The organism is Rhizobium skierniewicense (assembly GCF_014196515.1).
Classification (GTDB): Bacteria; Pseudomonadota; Alphaproteobacteria; order Rhizobiales; family Rhizobiaceae; genus Agrobacterium; species Agrobacterium skierniewicense.
Genome location: NZ_JACIDV010000014.1, coordinates 86,589 through 105,067 on the forward strand (window position 1 = coordinate 86,589; position 18,479 = coordinate 105,067).

At 56.2% G+C, this 18,479-nt stretch carries 19 protein-coding genes; 7 read left to right on the plus strand and 12 right to left on the minus strand.

Features of this window, described 5'->3' with window-relative positions:
• Positions 1 to 488 precede the first annotated feature (488 nt).
• Entirely contained in the window at positions 489 to 1,511 is a 1,023-nt protein-coding gene (locus tag GGQ73_RS19485; protein WP_183897503.1) for a sensor domain-containing diguanylate cyclase, read from the plus strand.
• A 6-nt stretch (positions 1,512 to 1,517) separates the two neighbouring features.
• Here GGQ73_RS19485 and GGQ73_RS19490 read toward each other — a convergent pair whose 3' ends face one another.
• On the minus strand, positions 1,518 to 2,444 hold the full coding sequence (locus GGQ73_RS19490) for a Gfo/Idh/MocA family protein (protein ID WP_183897504.1): 927 nt from the start codon (positions 2,442 to 2,444) through the stop codon (positions 1,518 to 1,520).
• A 531-nt stretch (positions 2,445 to 2,975) separates the two neighbouring features.
• Here GGQ73_RS19490 and GGQ73_RS19495 point away from each other — a divergent pair.
• Positions 2,976 to 4,325, plus strand: a complete 1,350-nt coding sequence (locus tag GGQ73_RS19495) for a glycosyltransferase family 2 protein (RefSeq protein WP_183897505.1) — start codon at positions 2,976 to 2,978, stop codon at positions 4,323 to 4,325.
• 14 nt (positions 4,326 to 4,339) lie between these two features.
• On the opposite strand, the gene GGQ73_RS19500 is transcribed toward GGQ73_RS19495, so the two are convergent.
• A complete protein-coding gene (locus GGQ73_RS19500) occupies positions 4,340 to 6,223 on the minus strand; it encodes an ABC-F family ATP-binding cassette domain-containing protein (protein WP_174152604.1) in 1,884 nt (627 codons plus the stop codon).
• A 205-nt stretch (positions 6,224 to 6,428) separates the two neighbouring features.
• Between GGQ73_RS19500 and GGQ73_RS19505 the strand changes: the two genes are divergently transcribed.
• On the plus strand, positions 6,429 to 7,121 hold the full coding sequence (locus GGQ73_RS19505) for a glutathione S-transferase family protein (RefSeq protein WP_183897506.1): 693 nt from the start codon (positions 6,429 to 6,431) through the stop codon (positions 7,119 to 7,121).
• Positions 7,122 to 7,222: 101 nt separating this feature from the next.
• The gene (ndk, locus tag GGQ73_RS19510; protein ID WP_045231849.1) at positions 7,223 to 7,645 is read left to right on the plus strand and encodes a nucleoside-diphosphate kinase; all 423 of its coding nucleotides are present in this window, start codon (positions 7,223 to 7,225) and stop codon (positions 7,643 to 7,645) included.
• Between the two features lie 127 nt (positions 7,646 to 7,772).
• Here the strand turns inward: ndk and GGQ73_RS19515 are convergent, their stop codons facing one another.
• Positions 7,773 to 8,276: a hypothetical protein gene (locus GGQ73_RS19515; RefSeq protein WP_183897507.1), complete on the minus strand. Its 504-nt coding sequence runs from the start codon at positions 8,274 to 8,276 to the stop codon at positions 7,773 to 7,775.
• Entirely contained in the window at positions 8,276 to 8,824 is a 549-nt protein-coding gene (locus GGQ73_RS19520; RefSeq protein ID WP_183897508.1) for a CGNR zinc finger domain-containing protein, read from the minus strand. The genes GGQ73_RS19515 and GGQ73_RS19520 overlap by 1 nt, the downstream gene beginning before the upstream one ends.
• A gap of 59 nt (positions 8,825 to 8,883) precedes the next feature.
• Here GGQ73_RS19520 and GGQ73_RS19525 point away from each other — a divergent pair, with 59 nt between their 5' ends.
• Positions 8,884 to 9,780 (plus strand): branched-chain amino acid ABC transporter permease, encoded by an 897-nt coding sequence (locus GGQ73_RS19525; protein ID WP_183897509.1) that lies wholly within the window; start codon positions 8,884 to 8,886, stop codon positions 9,778 to 9,780.
• Here the strand turns inward: GGQ73_RS19525 and GGQ73_RS19530 are convergent.
• The 5 genes from GGQ73_RS19530 to GGQ73_RS19550 form a co-directional block, all read right to left on the minus strand.
• Complete coding sequence (locus GGQ73_RS19530) at positions 9,777 to 10,238, minus strand: molybdenum cofactor biosynthesis protein MoaE (protein ID WP_183897510.1); 462 nt, start codon at positions 10,236 to 10,238, stop codon at positions 9,777 to 9,779. The genes GGQ73_RS19525 and GGQ73_RS19530 overlap by 4 nt on opposite strands.
• A 3-nt stretch (positions 10,239 to 10,241) precedes the next feature.
• Positions 10,242 to 10,496 carry a molybdopterin converting factor subunit 1 gene (gene moaD, locus GGQ73_RS19535; protein ID WP_183897535.1) on the minus strand — a complete coding sequence of 85 codons (255 nt, stop codon included), beginning with the start codon at positions 10,494 to 10,496 and terminating at the stop codon, positions 10,242 to 10,244.
• Complete coding sequence (gene pgsA, locus GGQ73_RS19540) at positions 10,496 to 11,083, minus strand: CDP-diacylglycerol--glycerol-3-phosphate 3-phosphatidyltransferase (RefSeq protein WP_183897511.1); 588 nt, start codon at positions 11,081 to 11,083, stop codon at positions 10,496 to 10,498. The genes moaD and pgsA overlap by 1 nt, the downstream gene beginning before the upstream one ends.
• Before the next feature lie 101 nt (positions 11,084 to 11,184).
• Positions 11,185 to 13,227 (minus strand): excinuclease ABC subunit UvrC, encoded by a 2,043-nt coding sequence (uvrC, locus tag GGQ73_RS19545; RefSeq protein WP_183897512.1) that lies wholly within the window; start codon positions 13,225 to 13,227, stop codon positions 11,185 to 11,187.
• Positions 13,224 to 13,991, minus strand: coding sequence for an SDR family oxidoreductase (locus GGQ73_RS19550; RefSeq protein WP_412762996.1), 768 nt, complete (start codon positions 13,989 to 13,991; stop codon positions 13,224 to 13,226). The genes uvrC and GGQ73_RS19550 overlap by 4 nt, the downstream gene beginning before the upstream one ends.
• A 368-nt stretch (positions 13,992 to 14,359) precedes the next feature.
• Between GGQ73_RS19550 and GGQ73_RS19555 the strand changes: the two genes are divergently transcribed.
• A complete protein-coding gene (locus GGQ73_RS19555; protein ID WP_183897513.1) occupies positions 14,360 to 15,019 on the plus strand; it encodes an outer membrane protein in 660 nt (219 codons plus the stop codon).
• Positions 15,020 to 15,121: 102 nt separating this feature from the next.
• Here GGQ73_RS19555 and GGQ73_RS19560 read toward each other — a convergent pair whose 3' ends face one another.
• Together GGQ73_RS19560 and GGQ73_RS19565 are read right to left on the minus strand one after the other, a co-directional pair.
• Positions 15,122 to 15,718: a glutathione S-transferase gene (locus GGQ73_RS19560; protein ID WP_174152614.1), complete on the minus strand. Its 597-nt coding sequence runs from the start codon at positions 15,716 to 15,718 to the stop codon at positions 15,122 to 15,124.
• A gap of 18 nt (positions 15,719 to 15,736) precedes the next feature.
• A complete protein-coding gene (locus GGQ73_RS19565; RefSeq protein WP_183897514.1) occupies positions 15,737 to 16,471 on the minus strand; it encodes a ribonuclease T2 family protein in 735 nt (244 codons plus the stop codon).
• A gap of 204 nt (positions 16,472 to 16,675) precedes the next feature.
• On the opposite strand from GGQ73_RS19565, the gene GGQ73_RS19570 reads away from it, so the two are divergent.
• Positions 16,676 to 17,632, plus strand: a complete 957-nt coding sequence (locus GGQ73_RS19570; protein ID WP_183897515.1) for a lysylphosphatidylglycerol synthase domain-containing protein — start codon at positions 16,676 to 16,678, stop codon at positions 17,630 to 17,632.
• Here GGQ73_RS19570 and GGQ73_RS19575 read toward each other — a convergent pair whose 3' ends face one another.
• Entirely contained in the window at positions 17,633 to 18,478 is an 846-nt protein-coding gene (locus tag GGQ73_RS19575) for a 23S rRNA (adenine(2030)-N(6))-methyltransferase RlmJ (RefSeq protein ID WP_183897516.1), read from the minus strand.
• Position 18,479 lies beyond the last annotated feature (1 nt).

Consider the following 18,479-nt stretch of genomic DNA (forward strand, 5'->3'; position numbering starts at 1 on the left):
AAAATACACGCTCCATGAGTGCTCTCCGCATTGGACGATATCACTACGCCAGACGGGGCCTTCATGGCATTCAGGCGGCGACATCCCATCAAGATCCGAGTTCCCCTCGCAACCCCACTCCTCCAACGGATTGGTACGGGTGTATTTGGCTGGCGCCAACCAGTGCGTGAATACGCCGCCCCGCTGATGTTCACAAGCTGGAAAATACCAACTCCGGTGTGAAAAGGCGGACACTATCGATTCTTATGGTTGATTTTCTTTCGCTTCACTTTTTTTTGAAGTGGAGCATCAATACGAGTGAGGGTTGTGAGAAAAAACCGGTCTACAAGCTGCAACTTCAAGCGAGTCGGACGGCGAAGGCGCGACGCAAGATTGGATTGAGAACCACATCAGCCGTTATTCAAGGTTGTTCTAATGTGGCGCGCTAATAAAAACGCTATATGCAGCGATAGGTTCGCGGTGCATTGCATAGAAATGAGGAGATCGACATGGGTCAATCCGTACCGTGGCCTGCAAATGAAACTGAGCGTCTTGTGGGCGTGCGTTCCATTCTCGGATCGGGCCCGACGCCGGAACTGGCTGCTCTCTCCGAGCTTGCCAAGGGCGTGTTTGAAACCTCGCGTGCTGCGGTTCATATCGTTGACGAGGACTGGCTGCACATCGCGCATCAAGCGGGTATTCAAGTGGTCGAATGCCCCCGGGACATTTCCATCTGCACAAGGGTGGTGCTTTCCAACGACGTGCTGGTGGTTCCCGATCTGAGTGCTCACCCGGAATTGTCTGCTTTTCCCTATGTTCAAGGGGGCCAGAAGTTCCGTTTCTATGCCGGAGCACCCATCGAGCTGGAGCCTGGACTGATTGTCGGAGCATTTTGTATTCTCGATACATCTCCGCGCCAGCTACAACCGGGCGAAATCGCCAGCCTGAAGCGTTTCGCTGTCCTGGCCGGCGCCTTGCTTCGACTGCAAAAAGCCAATTTCACCATGAGCCTTGCAGAACGCGCCTTGCGGGATGCCGCCATGACCGATCCGCTGACGGGGTTCTACAATCGCGAGGCTTTGAGTGCGCTGGTGGATTCGCAGATGTATGCAGCGCTGCAGTCCAACGAAACCTTTGGCGCTCTCTATCTGGATATGGATGGTTTCAAGGCGATCAACGATACGCTCGGCCATAGTGTTGGAGACCGCGTTCTTCACGAGGCTGCAAATCGCATCCGCAATGTGATCAGGTCCGAAGACATTGCCGTGCGCATGGGTGGAGACGAGTTTGCCGTCTTTGTTCCCAGGCCAGCCCGGTCACATGACCTTTCAACGCTGGCCGAGCGCCTGCTTGAAGCGTTTCGTCATCCGTTCAACATCGATGGTCGGTTGGTGCATGCGCCGCTCAGCATCGGTGGCGCCATTGCTCCGCAGGCGGGCAGCGATCGCCTTTCGCTGTTGCAGAGCGTCGATGAAGCCTTGTATCAGGCCAAGAAAGAAGGGCGCGACCGTTTCGTCAATCGCGCCTTGTAAATGTGGTCAGTCGAAGAACGAATCGACGAACTTGTGACGACCGAGCAGGAATGCGTCGGCGACATGCATCAGCGGTGCAAGATCGACATCTGATGTCTTCGCCTTGATGATCTCGGCAAAGCGCTCGTAAAGGGCCGGATATTCGCGCTCGGGCTGGACAGGCGTCTGCTCCGCGTTGATGGAGAGCTTCGAACCGCCGTCGGAAAGAACCATCTGACCAGCCTCCGTTTCAGCCACGATATCCCAGCTTTGCTTGCCTGTCTGCCGCCAGTCGAACTCGGCATGAACAGGCAGTTGCGTCACATCCGAAAACTGAATGTCGGCTGCAATCGGCGCATCGCGGTTCTCGGGGAATTCAAGCGTGGCCTTGGTGATGAACAGCGCGCGTGGAAGAATGTGCGTGATGATCGATAGCGCGTTGATACCCGGATCGAACACGCCAAGGCCGCCTGCCTGCCAGATCCAGTCCTGGTTGGGATGCCAATGACGGACGTCTTCCTTCCAGATGACGTGAACACTGTTGATTTTCGTGGAGGCCAGGAAGCTCTTGGCGGCTTCGACGGCAGGCGCATAGCGTGAGTGCCAGCTGGCAAACAGCGAAAGTCCTTTGGAATCCGCCAGCCGAACCAGATCCTGCACTTCAGACAATGTGGCACCCGGTGGTTTTTCGAGAAAGACATGCTTGCCTGCATTCAATGCTGCGTAAGCCGCTGTATAGCGATATTGCGGTGGCATGCACAGCGATACGGCCTGAACCTCGGGTACGGCTTCGAGCAACGCTTCGATGGTGCCATAGGATGCGACGCCATCCACGGTGCCATGGCGGCTTGCTGTGGCAACCAGATCGAAATCCGGATTGGCCGCAATGGCCGGAAGGTGCTGATCGCGAACAATTTTGCCGACGCCGACGATAGCGAGCTTGGTAGCTGACATGAAAGAAATCCGTTTGGCTGATTCAGTGAGGAAGGCTTGATCCGTGCCTTTGTAACAGAAACCCGGTAGGCGGCAAGCCGACACCGGGAGGTGCATTGTCGGAATTTGTCGCGGTGAAGGAGCCGCATTTGGTCCTGGCTTCCCGCAAATTCGAGTTGGTGTTGCTGCACGTTTTGCCCGAAGGGAATGCGGCTTTTCCAAACCCTGATCGATCACTTTTTTTCGGCCGGACATGAGCAATGTTCTAAGTGGTTGAATCGTAGAGCGTTATTTATAACTGCAACCAAAAAGTGTTAACTTGATGGTTTGCTTCTTCTGGTGTACATAAAGGTGACGGTAATTCACAACCGTCACTTAAAGCATAGACTAATTTTAGAAAGTAAGCACGCAGTAAATATTTTAGATATCGTGCGGATATACGTATAAATTTTTTTAAGAATACATTTTTATTAAGATAGGTTTTGTAACTATGAATATAAAAATTCAGAGGGTGGAGAAATCCACCCTCATTCTTTACGTTTTGTTGTTTTTTTGTTTTATTTGTATTTTATTTTGCTGGGAGTAACGGTTTCATATTCAAAATCAATTGATAATAATCTGGAAATATCAATTTTCGAGAAAATTTTGAGGTGGTTCTTAATCAGTATGATGGCGCTAGGATTGGGTCGAATACTCGTTCTAGCGGCATTGGGAATACGCCTACGAGCCGTTTCCGAACAGGCAGGGAGCCAGACCTCGGGCAGAGTCTGGGATGATCAGAATCAAGAGATGATCAGCGTCATCATCCCGTGCCACAATGAAGAAAAAGTCATTGTCGGTACGATAACGAGGCTTCTTGAAAGCAGGAACATTCTGCCGGACATTATCGTGATCGATGATGGGTCGTCGGATGAAACAGCCGCTCGCGTGCTTGAGAACTTTGGTCACGACGAGCGGGTGACACTTGTTACCCAACCCAACGCCGGCAAGGCAGCGGCGCTGAACCATGGCATGCGTCTGGCCACGAGCGACGTCATCATAGCGCTCGACGCAGACACGCATTTCGAACCCGAAACCGTGGTTCGATTGCTTCAACATTTCGGCTATCCCTCCGTCGGGGTTGTTGCGGGTAACGTGAAGGTCGGCAACCGGCATAACATTCTCACCGGTTGGCAGTCGGTGGAATATGTGACGTCGCAGAATATGGAGCGGATAGCCCTTTCCTCGCTGAGCGCCATGATGGTCGTTTCCGGTGCTGTCGGAGCCTGGCGCAGGCAGGCAATATTGGATGCCGGCGGCTTTCCTGAAGACACGATCGCTGAAGATCAGGATTTGACGATCCTTCTTCAACGTATGGGCTGGAAAGCCTTGTATGAGCCATCTGCGATAGCCTGGACGGAGGCACCTGACACCGTTCGGGATTTTATCAAGCAGCGATTGCGCTGGTCGTATGGAACGCTTCAGTGCCTTTTGAAGCACACGTCAATCCGTCGAGACCGGTTCTCAGCGGGTATCGCATTAATCGCCATACCGCAGGTATGGCTGTTTCAAGTGGTCGCCGCGCTTGTCTCTCCGATCGTGGACTTTGTGGCGCTGGCGTCACTGGCGACATTCTTATTCCAGTTGCTGACTGGCATCGGTGAAGGAGCCCCGGTTTTTCACTTTGTGTTTTTTTATATGGCAGTGCATATGATCATAGAAATAGCCTATGGGCTGATCGCTTATAAGCTGGATTACCGGCAGGACAGGTTTCCGTTCCTGTATTACGTCAGCCAACGTTTCATGTTCAGGCAGATCCTTTACTACTCCACCTTGAAGGCGCTCTACCGGTATGTGTCTGGGGGACGGGTCGAATGGGGTATTCTTCGTCGCTCTGGACGAATCGAAATGCCTGGCTCCTGACAGCGTGGCGGGACCTAGCCCGCCATTGCCTCTTCATATTCACTGGAAAGCAGCAGCCACTGCTCCTCCGCCTCGGAGAGTTTGGCTGCGGCTTCTCCGCGCTCCTTGACTTTCAGTGCGGCCTTGGCCGGAGCCTTTTCGTAAAGGCTCGCGTCTCCAAGCTCCCTGTCAAGCGCCTGAATCAGCTTCTCAAGCTTTGCTGTCAACGACTCGATATCGTTGATCTTTTTCTTGAGGGGAGCGAGCGAGGCGCGCTTTTCAGCATTCGCCTTGCGTTGGTCCGCCTTTGAAGCGCCGTCTAGGACGACTTCAATTTTTTCGTCTTTTTTTTTACCCGAGGAGACAATGAGGTCGCGATATTCATCCATATCGCCTTCGAATGTCGTCACCGTGCCATTGTTGACGAGCCACAGACGGTCAACGGTTGCTTCGATCAGGTGACGATCATGCGAGATGAGGATGACCGCACCATTATAATCGTTCAGCGCTTCGATCAGCGCGCGGCGGCTGTCGATATCCAGATGGTTGGTCGGCTCGTCGAGGATGAGCAGGTTAGGCGCATGGAACGCAGCCAGACCCATCAACAGACGCGCCTTTTCACCGCCGGACAAGTCCTTGGCGGGCGTTGCCATCTTCTCTGTTGCCAGACCCATCTGCGCCACGCGGGCACGCACCTTGGCTTCCGGTGCCTGCGGCATCAGCTTGCGCACATGCTCGACCGGATTGTCTTCCGGCACGAGATCATCCAGCTGGTGCTGTGCGAAGAAGCCGATCTTCAGCGATGGTGCCAGCCGCAGATCACCTGTTTCCGGGGCAAGACGCCCGGAGATGAACTTGGCGAAGGTCGATTTGCCGTTGCCATTCGAACCCAACAGCGCGATGCGGTCGTCATTGTCGATGCGCAGGTTCAGACCCTTGAGGATCGGTTTGCCCGGTTCGTAACCAACTGCGCCGCCGTTGATGGCGACGATGGGCGAGGCGGGCTGCTTTTCCGGTTCCGGAAAGGTGATCGGCTGGACGTGGTCTTCGATGACCGACGAGACCGTACCCATGCGCTCAAGTGCTTTCACGCGGCTCTGCGCCTGCTTGGCTTTGGAGGCTTTTGCCTTGAAGCGATCAATGAAGCTCTGCAAATGCTTGCGGGCCGCATCGTTCTTGACCTTGGCCTTGGTCTGCAATTCGTCGGCTTCGGCCTTCTGACGCTCGAATTGGTCGTATCCGCCGCGATAGAAGGTCAACTTCTTCTGGTCCAGATGCACGATCGCATTGACGGCGTTGTTCAGGAGATCGCGGTCATGGCTGATGATGATGACGGTGTAGGGATAGCGGCGGATATAATCTTCCAGCCACAAGGTGCCTTCAAGGTCGAGATAGTTGGTCGGTTCGTCCAGCAGCAGCAGGTCCGGCTCGGCAAACAGAACGGACGCCAGCGCCACGCGCATGCGCCAACCGCCGGAGAAAGACGAGGCCGGACGAAGCTGGGCGTCCTGATCAAAGCCGAGACCGGCCAGAATGCTGGAGGCGCGCGCTTCGGCCGAATGCGCGTCGATATCGACAAGGCGCATCTGGATATCTGCAATGCGACCCGGATCGGTCGCGGTCTCTGATTCCAGCATCAGGGCCGCGCGTTCCTTGTCGGCGGCCAGCACGATGTCGATCAGGCTTTCCTCCGTGGCCGGTGCCTCCTGCGCGACCTGTCCCATGCGGGCATTCTTGGGAATGAAGACCTCGCCGGTTTCAGCGCCAAGATCGCCGGTGATGATGCGAAAAAGGGTGGATTTGCCCGCGCCATTGCGGCCCACGAGGCCAGCCTTCGTGCCCGCTGGAAGCGACACGCTGGCGTGATCGAGGAGAAGGCGCCCGGCAATACGGGCGGAAACGTCTGAGATGGTAATCATGGCGCCGTTTTGGCCGAACTCAGTTGTGAACGCAAGAGCGCGAAAGCCACAGTTTCCCCCGTTTATGCGCTGGTCTCTTTCCCGCGAAGGGCAGGAGGGGCCAAGCCCGACGTCGTGTTGATGGGTGTCATCAGTTTTCGTTATTTGATTAAATGGGGAGCGCCTGTTTGTATGACCCCATCCAGACGCTTCGAAAGGACCGATCATGACCTCCAGAACTCTCTATTCGCTGTGCGGCAGTGACAACAGCCGCCCGTTTTCTCCCCATTGCTGGAAAACGGTTCTTTCACTGGCGCACAAGGGATTGGATTTCGAAGAGCGTCCTATGGCGTTCACGGCCATTCCGGGCGTGGAGAACGGCTTTTCGAAAACCGTGCCGATCCTTCGTGATGGTGACCGGCTGGTAAAGGACAGCTTTGAGATCGCCCTTTACCTGGACGATGCCTATCCGGATGCGCCGTCGTTGTTCAATGGCGAGGGCGGCAAGTCGTTGGCTCGCTTTGTGGAAAGCTGGTCACAGACCACGCTGCATCCGGCTATCGCCAAATTTGCGGTGGTCGATATTCACGACATTCTGGACGAGCAGGATCGCAACTACTTCCGCGAAAGCCGTACCAGGCTTTTTGGAAAGACGCTCGAAGAGGTGACGGCCAATCGTGACGCCGAGATCGCCGCCTTTCCGGCGAAACTAGAGCCCATCCGTCGCATGCTGGGCTTTCAGCCCTTTATCGGCGGCGAAAGCCCGTTGTTTGCGGATTACATCGTTTTCGGCGCGCTGCAATGGGTCCGCGTCATTTCAGGCGCAGACATCTTTGGTCGAAACGATCCGGTCCGCGACTGGTTCGAGCGCTGCCTCGACCTGCATGGCGCACGCGGGCGAAGTGTGACGGCGGCGTGAAATGTGACAGGCGCGTTGTCAAATCTGGCCATACCCCTTGTTTTCAGGTCTTCGGGCGGGTAAACACCGCCCACTTTCTTCAAGAATAAGGATACGGACACATGGCGATTGAACGCACATTTTCGATGATCAAGCCGGACGCAACCAAGCGTAACCTCACGGGTGCCATCACCAAGGTATTCGAAGACAACGGCCTGCGCATCATCGCATCCAAGCGCGTCTGGATGAGCAAGCGCGAAGCGGAAGGCTTCTACGCCGTTCACAAGGAACGTCCTTTCTTCGGCGAACTGGTCGACGGCATGACATCCGGCCCGACCATCGTTCAGGTTCTGGAAGGCGAAAACGCCATCCTCAAGAACCGCGAAATCATGGGTGCGACCAACCCTGCAAACGCAGACGAAGGCACGATCCGCAAGAGCTTCGCCCTGTCAATCGGCGAAAACTCCGTGCACGGTTCCGATGCTCCTGAAACCGCCGCTCAGGAAATCGCCTACTGGTTCGCAGAAACCGAAATCGTCGGCTGATTCAGTTTCCGAAGAGACGGACTCATTCTATGAGGCCCGGTCTTCAAGCTATTGAATATAATGAAAGACGGGGCCGTTCGGCTCCGTTTTTTTGTGCCCATGCGTCGCGGCAAGGGCAAAGCCATGATCAATGTGCCGGACATCCTTGAACAGGTGCCATATCTGTCGTCCCATCGGCTTTGAACACATGCGGGTTTGGCGTGTAGAGCGGGCCAACGACCAAAGGTTTTGCGGGCAGCAGAGACTGATCGGTATCCGACGTGACACTTGTGTCTATGGTTTGCATGACATGACCATCCGGCGCTCGTATGCGTATCGTGACCGCGTAAGGACGGCCTTCTCTGACGCATTCTACCGGGGGACTCTGCAACACGATCCTCAGATTTTTGGGAAGCAGCTTTTCGGTGATGGCAAAAGGATCGCCGCCACGCGGGTTTTCGAAGCTGGCTTCGATGGTGCTTCCGTCTTTGATGGGGGACGTTGGCTGAAGCGTCACCAGATAGGTCGCCGTGGCCACACGATAATTGAAGACGAACATGCGGCCGGACACGCTGACCATATCCCGCTGCTCTTCACGTTGGCAGGCTGCTAGCAGGAGAGCGGCGGTAATAAGAGCGACGAGCCCCTTCATCAAGCCGTCTCCTTTTTTCGCCTGTAGTGCTTGGCCGCCTTCTGGCGATTGCCGCAGACAGCCATGTCGCACCAGATACGGCTGCGGTTTTTGCTGCGATCGATGAAAAGCCAGCCACAATTCCCGCAGATCCGTAAGCGCTGTCGATTCGGTCCCGCCAGAAGGGTCAGCACGGAACGGGCCGTTGCAGCCTGAAGGCATTGTTTGGTTCGCGCGGTTTTGAGCGATGTGGCAGACGCCATGAGAAGATCTGCCAGAAGATGATCGTCATCCGCACCTGTTTCAATCAACCGGCGGAAATACCGATCAGTCGCCTCGCGCAGATCGATGAGGGAGTGCCGGTCTTCGGGTAAGGGTGGCACGAGCGCAGGCAATCTCTCACGCTCTGCCGACATGAGAGCAGCTGCTGCGCAAAAGCTCGCCAGCTGCTCAGGATCCGCAAAGCGGTCCACTGATTTTTCGTGGTCGAAGCGCAGAATGACGCTGTTGGCGACATCGAGCGCCAATGCGCCTCCGACAAAACGATGGGGTGTCCAGCTAAAGTTCATCTCACAAACATAACTAGCAAAAATCATTTTACCAGTTATAAAAGTGGCTGGGGGATCGTATGGCTTATTTTCTTCAGCAACTTGTCAATGCCGTGCCTGTGGCCGCACTCTATGCTGCGCTTGCCTTTGGTTATGCGATCGCGTTCTGTATCACCAAGCGCGCCGACGTGACCTTCGGCGCCATCTTTGCGTTCGCCGGACTGACGAGCCTCTTGTTTGCTGATTTCGGTTGGAACCAACTCTGGCTCATTCTGCCGGCAACTTTGGCGCTTGGTGCTGCGGCTGGCCTTCTGGGCGGGCTCTGGGCTGGCATCTTCATCGGACGGGCCGTCATGCGACCGCTGGCCGCAGCTTCCCCCAATGCCGTCACGGTGGCTTCCATCGGCACGTTGATTGCGCTGATGGAAAGTGCACGGCTTGCCGCAAACACACGCTCGCTTTGGCTGCCGCCTTTTCTGAATGATCCAATTCATCTCTGGCAAAGCGCTGATTTCGCTGTGACCACCACCCCGATGCAGACCATCAATGCCTCTGTCTTTCTGACGATGGTTGTCGGCGGATTTGTGTTTCTGAAAAAATCCAGTTTGGGTCGATACTGGAAAGCCGTGTCCGAGGACGCATCTGCCGCCTCTCTGCTCGGCATCAATTCCGCGCGCATTTTTCTGGTGTCCTATGGCGCGGCAGCGCTCTTTGCCTCGATCTGCGGCGTGCTCGCAACGTTCTATTATGGCAATATGGATTTTGGCGCGGGGCTGGTGTTCGGTCTGAAAGTGGTGCTGATTTCCGCTGCCGGTGGATATACCAGCCCGCTCAAATGCGCCGCAGGAGCCGCCGCTATCGGCTTCGGCGAAACATTCTGGGCCTCTTACGGGCCCGTCGCTTGGCGGGATGCGGCAGTTCTCGCCATGCTGGTTTTATGGCTCGTCGCGACACGGCGTGAGCGTAAGCCACTCTAACGCCATTTATCCTTGGCGCTTTCGTCCGCGTCTCTGGCTGTTATCCAGTTGCCAGACGTTCCATCCTTGCCATGTTCTTTCTTCCAGAACGGTGCGGCGGTCTTAAGATAATCCATCACGAAATTCGCACCATCGAAGGCCGCCTGCCGGTGGCGGGAGGCGGCGATGACGAGGACGATGTTGTCGCCGGTGGCGATTTTGCCGTAACGGTGAATGGCGGTGAGGCCGAGAAGGTCGAAACGGTCGATGGCGAGCGACGCAATCCGCAGCATTTCTGCTTCCGCCATGCCGGGATAGTGCTCCAGTTCCAGGGCGGATAGCGTACCGCCGTCATCACGGCAAAGGCCGGTGAAGGTGACGATGGCACCGATGGACTTATCGGTGTTCCTCAGAAGCCGCGCTTCGACTGCGGCATCGAAATCCTGCGCCTGTACGCGAATGGTCGGCTGGATCTCCAATGATCAGCCGCCGGTCATCGGTGGGAAGATGCCGATTTCGCGCGCGCCCAGGATGCTCTCACCGGGATCGATGTGTTCCTGATTGACCGCAACGCGGATCACGTCCGGAAATTCGAACGCAGCTTCGTATTCGTCTCCAAGCGTCGTGAGATAGCTGATCAATTCCCGCGCAGTTGTCACGTTTGCGGGGAGGTCGATATTCTCTTCCGACTTGCCGATCCGCTCTCGGACCCAGGCGAAATAGACGATATGGACCATCATTCCTCATCCACGATGTGCTTGAGGCCAGCTTTGAAATAGTCATAGCCGGTGTAGATCGTCAGCGCTGCGGCAATCCACAGCAGACCGATGCCCATTTCGGTCGTGTAAGGGAGCACCTTGTCCCCCGCCGGACCGGCCAGAAGAAACGCGATGGCCACCATCTGGATCGTGGTCTTCCATTTTGCGATCTGTGTAACCGGAACCGAGACTTTCAGGGCAGCGAGATATTCGCGCAGGCCCGACACCAGAATTTCGCGGCAAAGGATGGTAATCGCGGCCCACAGAGACCAGCCAGCGATGGTGCCATCCGCGGCCAAAAGCAGCAGGATCGAGGCGATCAGCAGCTTGTCTGCGATGGGGTCCAGCATCCGCCCGATGTTCGACGTCTGGTTCCAGATGCGCGCGAGGTAACCGTCGAGAAAGTCCGTCAGCGAGGCGACAATGAAAAGCCAGAGTGCCGTCCAGCGCGCGAAATCCGAACTCTCGAGTTTCCCTTCGATGTAGAAGCACAACACGATGACCGGTACCGCCAGAATGCGGGCGTAGGTCAGAAGATTCGGGATATTGTAGGTGCGCGAAGCCATTGGGAACCTGTCATTCGATGTCAATGCGTTGTTGCAGCCCTAGCACGTAAGCGTCAACACCTCATTGTGTTTTTTTGCAGGTGCAGCCTGAAAGCATCGCGTCACTCTTTACCGCTCTCATGGAAGTGATTGTAAACCTGCCTGGCAACGGCTTCTGAAATTCCAGCGACCACCATGAGGTCACTCAAGGCCGCACGCGACACAGCCTTTGCGGTGCCGAAATGTTGCAGCAACGCCCGTTTGCGGCCGGGGCCAATCCCGCTGATTTCATCCAGCGGATTTTTAATCAATTCCTTCTTGCGGCGGGCGCGGTGAGAGCCGATGGCGAAACGGTGTGCCTCGTCCCGAAGGCGCTGAACGAAATAAAGGACAGGGTCGCGCGGCGGCAAGGAGAAGTCGCTTCGGCTATCGGTGAAGAAGCGTTCGCGGCCTGCATCGCGATCCACGCCCTTGGCGACACCGATGGCGGTGACGCAATCACGGATGCCGAGTTCGTCCAGTATGGTCCGCACCGCCGTCATCTGCCCCTGGCCGCCATCGATGAGAATAACGTCCGGCCATGCGGGGAACGGCGTGTCGGCGGCATCTTCCGGCGATACGGTCTGGCTGCGGTCTGGCCGTCCGTCTTCTTTCAGCAGGCGCGAAAAGCGGCGCGTCATGACTTCGCGCATCATGCCGAAATCGTCGCCCGGAGTGATGTCGGTCGATTTGATGTTGAACTTGCGATAGTGGCTCTTGGTGAAGCCATCGGGTCCTGCCACGACCATGCCGCCGACGGCATTGGTTCCCATCATGTGGGAATTGTCATAGATCTCGATGCGGCGAGGCACATAGGGCAGGGCGAAGGTTTCTGCAAAGCCCTTCAGCAGTCTGGCCTGTGACGATGTTTCGGCAAGCTTGCGGCCATGGGCTTCACGCGCATTGCCCAGAACATGATCGACGACATCCTTCTTCTCTCCGCGCTGCGGCACCGAGATGCTGACTTTGTGGTTCGCCTTTTCCGCAAGCGCGGCGGCGAGCAGATCCTGCTCCTCCACCACTTCGGACAGCAGAATTTGCTTCGGCACCGGCTTGTCGTCGTAGAATTGCGCCAGAAAGGCCGAAAGGATTTCGGAGCTGGGAAGCGATGGGTCCGCCTTGGGGAAATAGGCGCGGTTGCCCCAGTTCTGCCCGGTGCGGAAAAAGAACACCTGAATACAGGATATGCCGCCCTCGTGGTGAATGGCGAAGACATCCGCTTCTTCAATCCCGGCGGGGTTGATGCCCTGATGGCTCTGCACGTGGGAAAGCGCCGCCAGCCGGTCGCGATAGACGGCAGCGCGTTCGAAATCCAGATCGTCGGACGCCTCGTTCATCTGCGATGCAATCGTCGCCTTGACGCTCTGGCTCTTGCCGGAGAGAAAGTCCTTCGCCTCTTTCACCAGTTCCGCATAGCCCTCGTCGCTGATCTCATGGGTACAGGGCGCCGAACAGCGCTTGATCTGGTGAAGAAGACAGGGACGGGTGCGGCTTTCAAAAACACTGTCGGTACAGGTTCGAATGAGAAAGGCCCGTTGCAGCGAATTGATCGTTCGGCCGACAGCGCCTGCTGAAGCGAAAGGTCCGAAATAATCACCCTTTCGGGCGCGGGCGCCGCGATGTTTGAAAATGGCGGGAGCGCGATTGTCCGCTGTGATGAGAATATAGGGAAAGGACTTGTCGTCACGAAGCAGAACATTAAAGCGTGGACGCAAGCGCTTGATCAGATTCGCTTCCAGCAACAGCGCTTCGATTTCCGTGCGGGTCGTCACGAATTCCATATGCGTCGTCAGGCGCACCATCTGGCCGATGCGGTTGGAATGGAAACGTCCCTGGGCGTAATTGCCGACGCGCTTTTTCAGCGAGCGCGCCTTGCCCACATACATCACGTCGCCCGCTTCGTTGAACATGCGGTAAACGCCGGGATTGTTCGGCAAATGTTTGACGAATTCGGCGATCAGCTCCATGCCTTTGAGGCCGGATTCGTTTTGCCATCCGGCATTCCAGTCTACGGGTACGACGATGCCATCCGCCGCCACGACAGAGATGGAAGAGGTTACATCGTCATCGTCGTCATCATTGTCGTCGAAGAGAACACCGCCATCCGGCAGCTTCTTTCCGTTCATTCCGTTATCTCCGCCACATCAGGGGTTTTCCAGCCCAGGTGCTGGCCACCATCGAGTGCGATCATCTGGCCGGTCATCGACGGTGTGTCATATAGAAAGCGAACGGTCCGCCCGAATTCGTCCGGGGTCGGCCCACGCTTTAATATAAGGGCGTCGATCTGCGCCTGAAAGTCCTCAGGCGCCTGTCTTGCACTTTGGAAGGAAGGGCCGGGGCCGATGGCGTTGACCCGCACCCGCGGTGCAAGGCTCTGCGCCATGGTTTTCGTCGCCGTCCACATCGCGGATTTCGACAGAGTATAGGAATAGAAGCGAGGGGTGAGCTTGAGTACACGCTGATCGATGACGTTGACGATCAGGCCCGACGCGTTCTCAGGCAGCTGCTTGACCAGAGCCGAGCCCAAAATGGACGGCGCGCGCACGTGCACCGCAAAATGCGCATCAAATGCCGCAGAATCGAAATCTTCCAGGCTGTCATGGCGGAACACGGATGCGTTATTGACCAGAACGCCGATGGGTCCGAGCGCTGAATGTGCGCTTTCCATCAATTTTTCCGTCGACTCGATATTTTCGAGGTCGGCCTGAACAACGGCGGCTTTTCCACCATTTTGCCGTATTGTGTTAGCGAAAGCCTCAGCCTCATCCATCGATGAGCGAGCGTGCAGAGCAACCGCAAAGCCTTCTGCAGCAAGATATTCCGCTATTGCGCGGCCCATGCGTCGGGCGGCGCCGGTGATCAAGACGGTTTTGGGTATATTCTCGTTCAAGGCTGACCTGCACATTGCTGACATCGGTTTCAGCGCCCGATATAAAGCGAAAAATCCAAGTTTGCCCAGAGCAGGCGCTCATTATACAGATTTAAGCCCTGACGATGCAGTCGAAGTAATTTCATTTAAATACATGTAAAGTCTGACTGTTCTTCAGTTAACGCCTCATTATCCTTAATAGATTTTTGTGTCATTTTAGCAACGTCCCATTTCCGTCACGACGCTGCCCCAATCAATTCACATTTTGGCTGTGTGATCTCCTCAATCACCCATCATTTTGATTGTCAGACGGGCAGGGAACCAACTGTTTTACACCGCGTTTGGGAACAAGTGTTTGAGCACCCCGCGGGTTTGAAAAGGAGAATAGCATGCGTACTATCGTTGCAACACTAATGGCGACCACAATGGCAGCTGCGGCATTTTCGGCAGCGAAGGCAGCCGACGCTGTGAACGAAGTGCCGCAGGCACCTGTCGCTTACGAGCAGCCAGCACCGATCAGCAACTGGTCCGGCGCGTATCTCGGTGCTACTGGTAACTACGACTGGGGTCGTTTCACCAACAACGGCGGCGATCGTGATGCCGACGGCTTCGGCGGCGGTCTCTACGGCGGTTATAACTGGCAGAACGGCCAGCTGGTCTACGGTGCAGAAGCCGACGTCAACCTCGGCGACGAAAAGGGTTCTGCCGGTACAGGCAACCTGGGCGAATCGCTTGACGGCAAGCAGGGCGTCAATGGCTCTATTCGTGCCCGCGTTGGTTACGACATGAACCCGTTCCTGCTGTACGGCACAGGTGGTCTCGCGATCTCTGACAACAAGGTCAGCAACTCGACATCCAGCGACAACGCAACAGCACTCGGCTACACGGTTGGTGCCGGTGTTGAAGCCATGGTGACCAGCAACATCACCGCCCGCGTCGAATATCGCTACAGCGATTACCAGGACAAGGACTTCTCGCTTGACTCCGGAACCGTTTCACGCGGCTTCGACGATCACAGCGTCAAGGCTGGTATCGGCGTAAAGTTCTAATCCTTCAACGGATTAAATCGGAAAAGCCGGGGTTTCGCCCCGGCTTTTTTGTATCTGCCATCCAGAGACATGCGACTTTTGCCGTGTGTTAGACTTTGACGATTACGCCGAAGCCTTCATTTCAGCATAGTCCTTGAAGCTTTTGCTAAATGTTTCCGGCCAGTCCGCCAGCGTCTTGCGACCATCAGCCCACTCGCCTGCAAAACGCAACTCGAGATAGCTGATCATGGCTGCGAGAGCGAAGTGGCCCCCGTGCAGTTTCTTGCCTGTCTTCGGCAGGTTGGCGTTGAGATAATCGAGCCCCTTCACAACCTTTGACCATTGCTTGTCGATCCACGGCTGGTGGACCTTCTCTTCCGGGCGCGAGCGGCGTTCATAGACGATGGCGAGAAGGCAATCCGTGATTCCATCGCACAGGGCTTCCAGCACCTCTGCTTCGGTGCGTTTCTGATCCTTCTTCGGATAGAGCTTATGGCCGGAAAGCCTGTTGAGATAATGCATGATGGCGACGCTGTCATAGACAGAACCACCGCCGTCCAGCAGCAGAACTGGAATTTTTCCGAGTGGGTTGTTGTCCATCAGGGAAGCAGGCTCTGCGTTTGTGTCGACGCGGACAGCCGTGACGTCGAGCCCGAGATAGCGCGATGCCATGCGGGCTTTCGCGGAATAGGGGGAAGCGGGCGAGTAAAGCAATTCCATAGTGTCTACCTTTGGCGTTTAACGGATGGGAATGATGTCAGCGGCGTTGGACTGGCAACCTCTGCGATCGACCTGTGGACAGGTACGAAAGCTGAGATCCTTGTTCATGCAGATGCGCACCTCTTCCAGCTTTGGCCCGTCACAACTGATGGCGATGCCCTGCTTCGTCATGGCAGGATTGACCGAGATGAACGCACTTTCAATGGCGTCTGCAGACAGTGTTCGAGGTGCCGTGCCTGACGCGATCTCTTTCGGCAAGGTAACGCGCTGATAGGCGGCGCGGATGGTGTCCAGATAATCGGACTGTGACAGCCCGCTGCATGTTCCATGCTTGCGCCACTGATGCCCGATGAGGCCCATCGACGGCATGATGTCGAACATCGCGCGACCCAGCGCATCCGGGACACGCTCGTTACGGTCCTTGCCACAAAATTCTGGATAACCGGACGCGTTTTGTGGCCACAGGCCATGGACGATAAACCCGTGCCTGCGATCCGTACCACATTGCTGACGGCTGTTGCGGCCTGCGTCGCTGGCGCAAAATGCTGGCGACCATGACAGCGACAGGACATAAAAATCGAAACCAGAGCCTTGCGCGCGCGGGGCAGCGTTTGCGGGGGAAGCCGTCGCCGGTTCGGTTCGTTCGGTTTCCTGAGGTGCCGGTGCGTTTTGAGAGGGCTGGCCAAACCTCATCCAGCCTGCTGCGGCAAGCGCGAGTGCGGCCAACGCGATAAAACCGGCATATTGTTTCATCGGGCCAACTGTCTTTCCACGCGGCAATGACGAAGTCTTGATATATATGGGGTTTTATACCATCTCGCCCATATGGCAAACAGGCCTTCGAAAAATCAAACAGGGCCACAGTCTTAGTTGTCACAATGCTTGAATAACGACTAAGCTCTGCGAATCCGTCAGTCGCCACGCTGCCGGTAGAGGAGAATACCCGGGCATGTCCGTATGAAATGGAAGAAATACATCTGGCCGCTCGTCGGCGTGGCAACCATCGGTTTTTCCATATGGCTGCTTTACAAGGAATTGCGACACCTTTCGCTCGATGACGTCTGGGAAAGCCTTGTCGCAATTGATCCGCACCACTGGTTCATGTCCGGTCTATGCACGCTTGTCGCCTATGCCGCCTTGGCCGGATACGATCGCATCGCGCTTCAACATCTCAAGCGCAAGGTCGGCTGGATTTTCATCACGCTGACGTCGTTTACCACCTATGCGTTGTCGCATAATGTGGGAGCGTCGGTCTTCTCCGGCGCAGTCGTCAGGTACCGGGCCTATACCTCGAAGGGCCTGAGCGTCGCGGAAATCGGCGTTCTCGTCGCTCTCTGCTCCTTCACCTTCGCTATCGGCACCATCATGCTGATCGGTCTCGTGCTGGTTTACGAGCCCGACATTACCGAGCGCTTTGTCGATATTCTGCCCGTGGAAGCATCGCGGACGACCGGCTTTATCCTGCTTGCCATCGTCGGATTGTACGTTATCGGCAGTCTGATGAAGCTGAGGCCACTGAAGATCGGCTCCTTCACGCTGTTTTACCCGGTGCCGCGCCTCGTCATCCAGCAACTGGTCATCGGTCCGATCGAATTGCTGGGCGCGGCGGGCATCATCTACTTCGCCCTGCCGGAGGCGGGAAACCCCGGCTTCATGATCATCCTGGGTATCTTCCTGGTGTCATTCTCAGCAGCCCTGATTTCCCATGCGCCAGGCGGGCTCGGCGTTCTGGAGCTGGTCTTTGTCACCGGACTGCCGGATATGAACCCGGCAGACGTTATTGCGGCACTTCTGGTGTTTCGTCTATTCTATCTCATTATTCCGTTCATCTTCGGCCTGTTCATCATTCTCTTTTTCGAGAGATCACAACTGGCCGTGGCGGAGCGAAAAGAGCGTTGTGCGGAGCAGAAGTAGCTATTCTCCGCGCAGCCAGAACGCGCGCTGCGACGCATATCGATCCTGTGCCATGATGGTTTTCAGAACCGGCAGGAGCGTGTGCAGCTCATCCTTCAGGGTGAAGGGCGGATTGACAATGATGAGACCGGAGCCGCTGAGGCCGTCCAGCCGGTCGCTGCGAACCGACAGTTCCGCGCACAGAATTTTGGGAATGTCGTAGGATTGCAGACGCTCGTGGAAGTCCTTGATCGGAGCGCCCTTCTTCAGGGGATACCACAGGCAATAGGTGCCGGTTGAAAAGCGGCGATAGGCCTTGTGAAAGCCTTCAGCCATCCGCTCATATTCATTTTCTTTCTCGAATGGCGGATCGACCAGCACAAGGCCGCGCTTTTCCTTTGGCGGCAGATGCGCACCCAGTGAAAGCCAGCCATCCAGCTCCGTCACGCGTGCCTGATAATCACTTTCGAAAAGGCGTGACAAGGCTCGGAAATCATCCGGGTGCAGTTCCATGGCCGACAGCCGGTCCTGCGGACGAAACAGCATGCGCGCGAGCTTCGGCGAGCCGGGGTAGTATTGCAGGCCGCCGTCTGGATTGAGGTCTTTCACCGCCGTTAGGTAAGGCTCCAGCAGTTCCGCCACCGCTGGCGACAAATCCGCCTCCAGCACCTTACCAATGCCGGTCTGCCATTCCCCGGTCTTCTGCGCTTCCTCTGATGACAGGTCATAGAGGCCTGTGCCCGCATGGGTATCCAGAACGCGAAAGGCCTTGTCCTTGTTTTGCAGATAGCGCACGAGCCGCGCCAGGACCGCATGCTTGAGGACATCGGCAAAATTGCCAGCGTGGTAGATGTGCCGATAGTTCATG

Coding starts and splice junctions, on each gene's coding strand:
- GGQ73_RS19485 (WP_183897503.1), top strand. CDS start 489: ATGGGTCAATCCGTACCGTGGCCTGCAAATGAAACTGAGCGTCTTGTG.
- GGQ73_RS19490 (WP_183897504.1), bottom strand. CDS start 2,444: ATGTCAGCTACCAAGCTCGCTATCGTCGGCGTCGGCAAAATTGTTCGC.
- GGQ73_RS19500 (WP_174152604.1), bottom strand. CDS start 6,223: ATGATTACCATCTCAGACGTTTCCGCCCGTATTGCCGGGCGCCTTCTC.
- GGQ73_RS19505 (WP_183897506.1), top strand. CDS start 6,429: ATGACCTCCAGAACTCTCTATTCGCTGTGCGGCAGTGACAACAGCCGC.
- ndk (WP_045231849.1), top strand. CDS start 7,223: ATGGCGATTGAACGCACATTTTCGATGATCAAGCCGGACGCAACCAAG.
- GGQ73_RS19515 (WP_183897507.1), bottom strand. CDS start 8,276: ATGAAGGGGCTCGTCGCTCTTATTACCGCCGCTCTCCTGCTAGCAGCC.
- GGQ73_RS19520 (WP_183897508.1), bottom strand. CDS start 8,824: ATGAACTTTAGCTGGACACCCCATCGTTTTGTCGGAGGCGCATTGGCG.
- GGQ73_RS19525 (WP_183897509.1), top strand. CDS start 8,884: ATGGCTTATTTTCTTCAGCAACTTGTCAATGCCGTGCCTGTGGCCGCA.
- moaD (WP_183897535.1), bottom strand. CDS start 10,496: ATGGTCCATATCGTCTATTTCGCCTGGGTCCGAGAGCGGATCGGCAAG.
- pgsA (WP_183897511.1), bottom strand. CDS start 11,083: ATGGCTTCGCGCACCTACAATATCCCGAATCTTCTGACCTACGCCCGC.
- uvrC (WP_183897512.1), bottom strand. CDS start 13,227: ATGAACGGAAAGAAGCTGCCGGATGGCGGTGTTCTCTTCGACGACAAT.
- GGQ73_RS19555 (WP_183897513.1), top strand. CDS start 14,360: ATGCGTACTATCGTTGCAACACTAATGGCGACCACAATGGCAGCTGCG.
- GGQ73_RS19560 (WP_174152614.1), bottom strand. CDS start 15,718: ATGGAATTGCTTTACTCGCCCGCTTCCCCCTATTCCGCGAAAGCCCGC.
- GGQ73_RS19565 (WP_183897514.1), bottom strand. CDS start 16,471: ATGAAACAATATGCCGGTTTTATCGCGTTGGCCGCACTCGCGCTTGCC.
- GGQ73_RS19570 (WP_183897515.1), top strand. CDS start 16,676: ATGAAATGGAAGAAATACATCTGGCCGCTCGTCGGCGTGGCAACCATC.
- GGQ73_RS19575 (WP_183897516.1), bottom strand. CDS start 18,478: ATGAACTATCGGCACATCTACCACGCTGGCAATTTTGCCGATGTCCTC.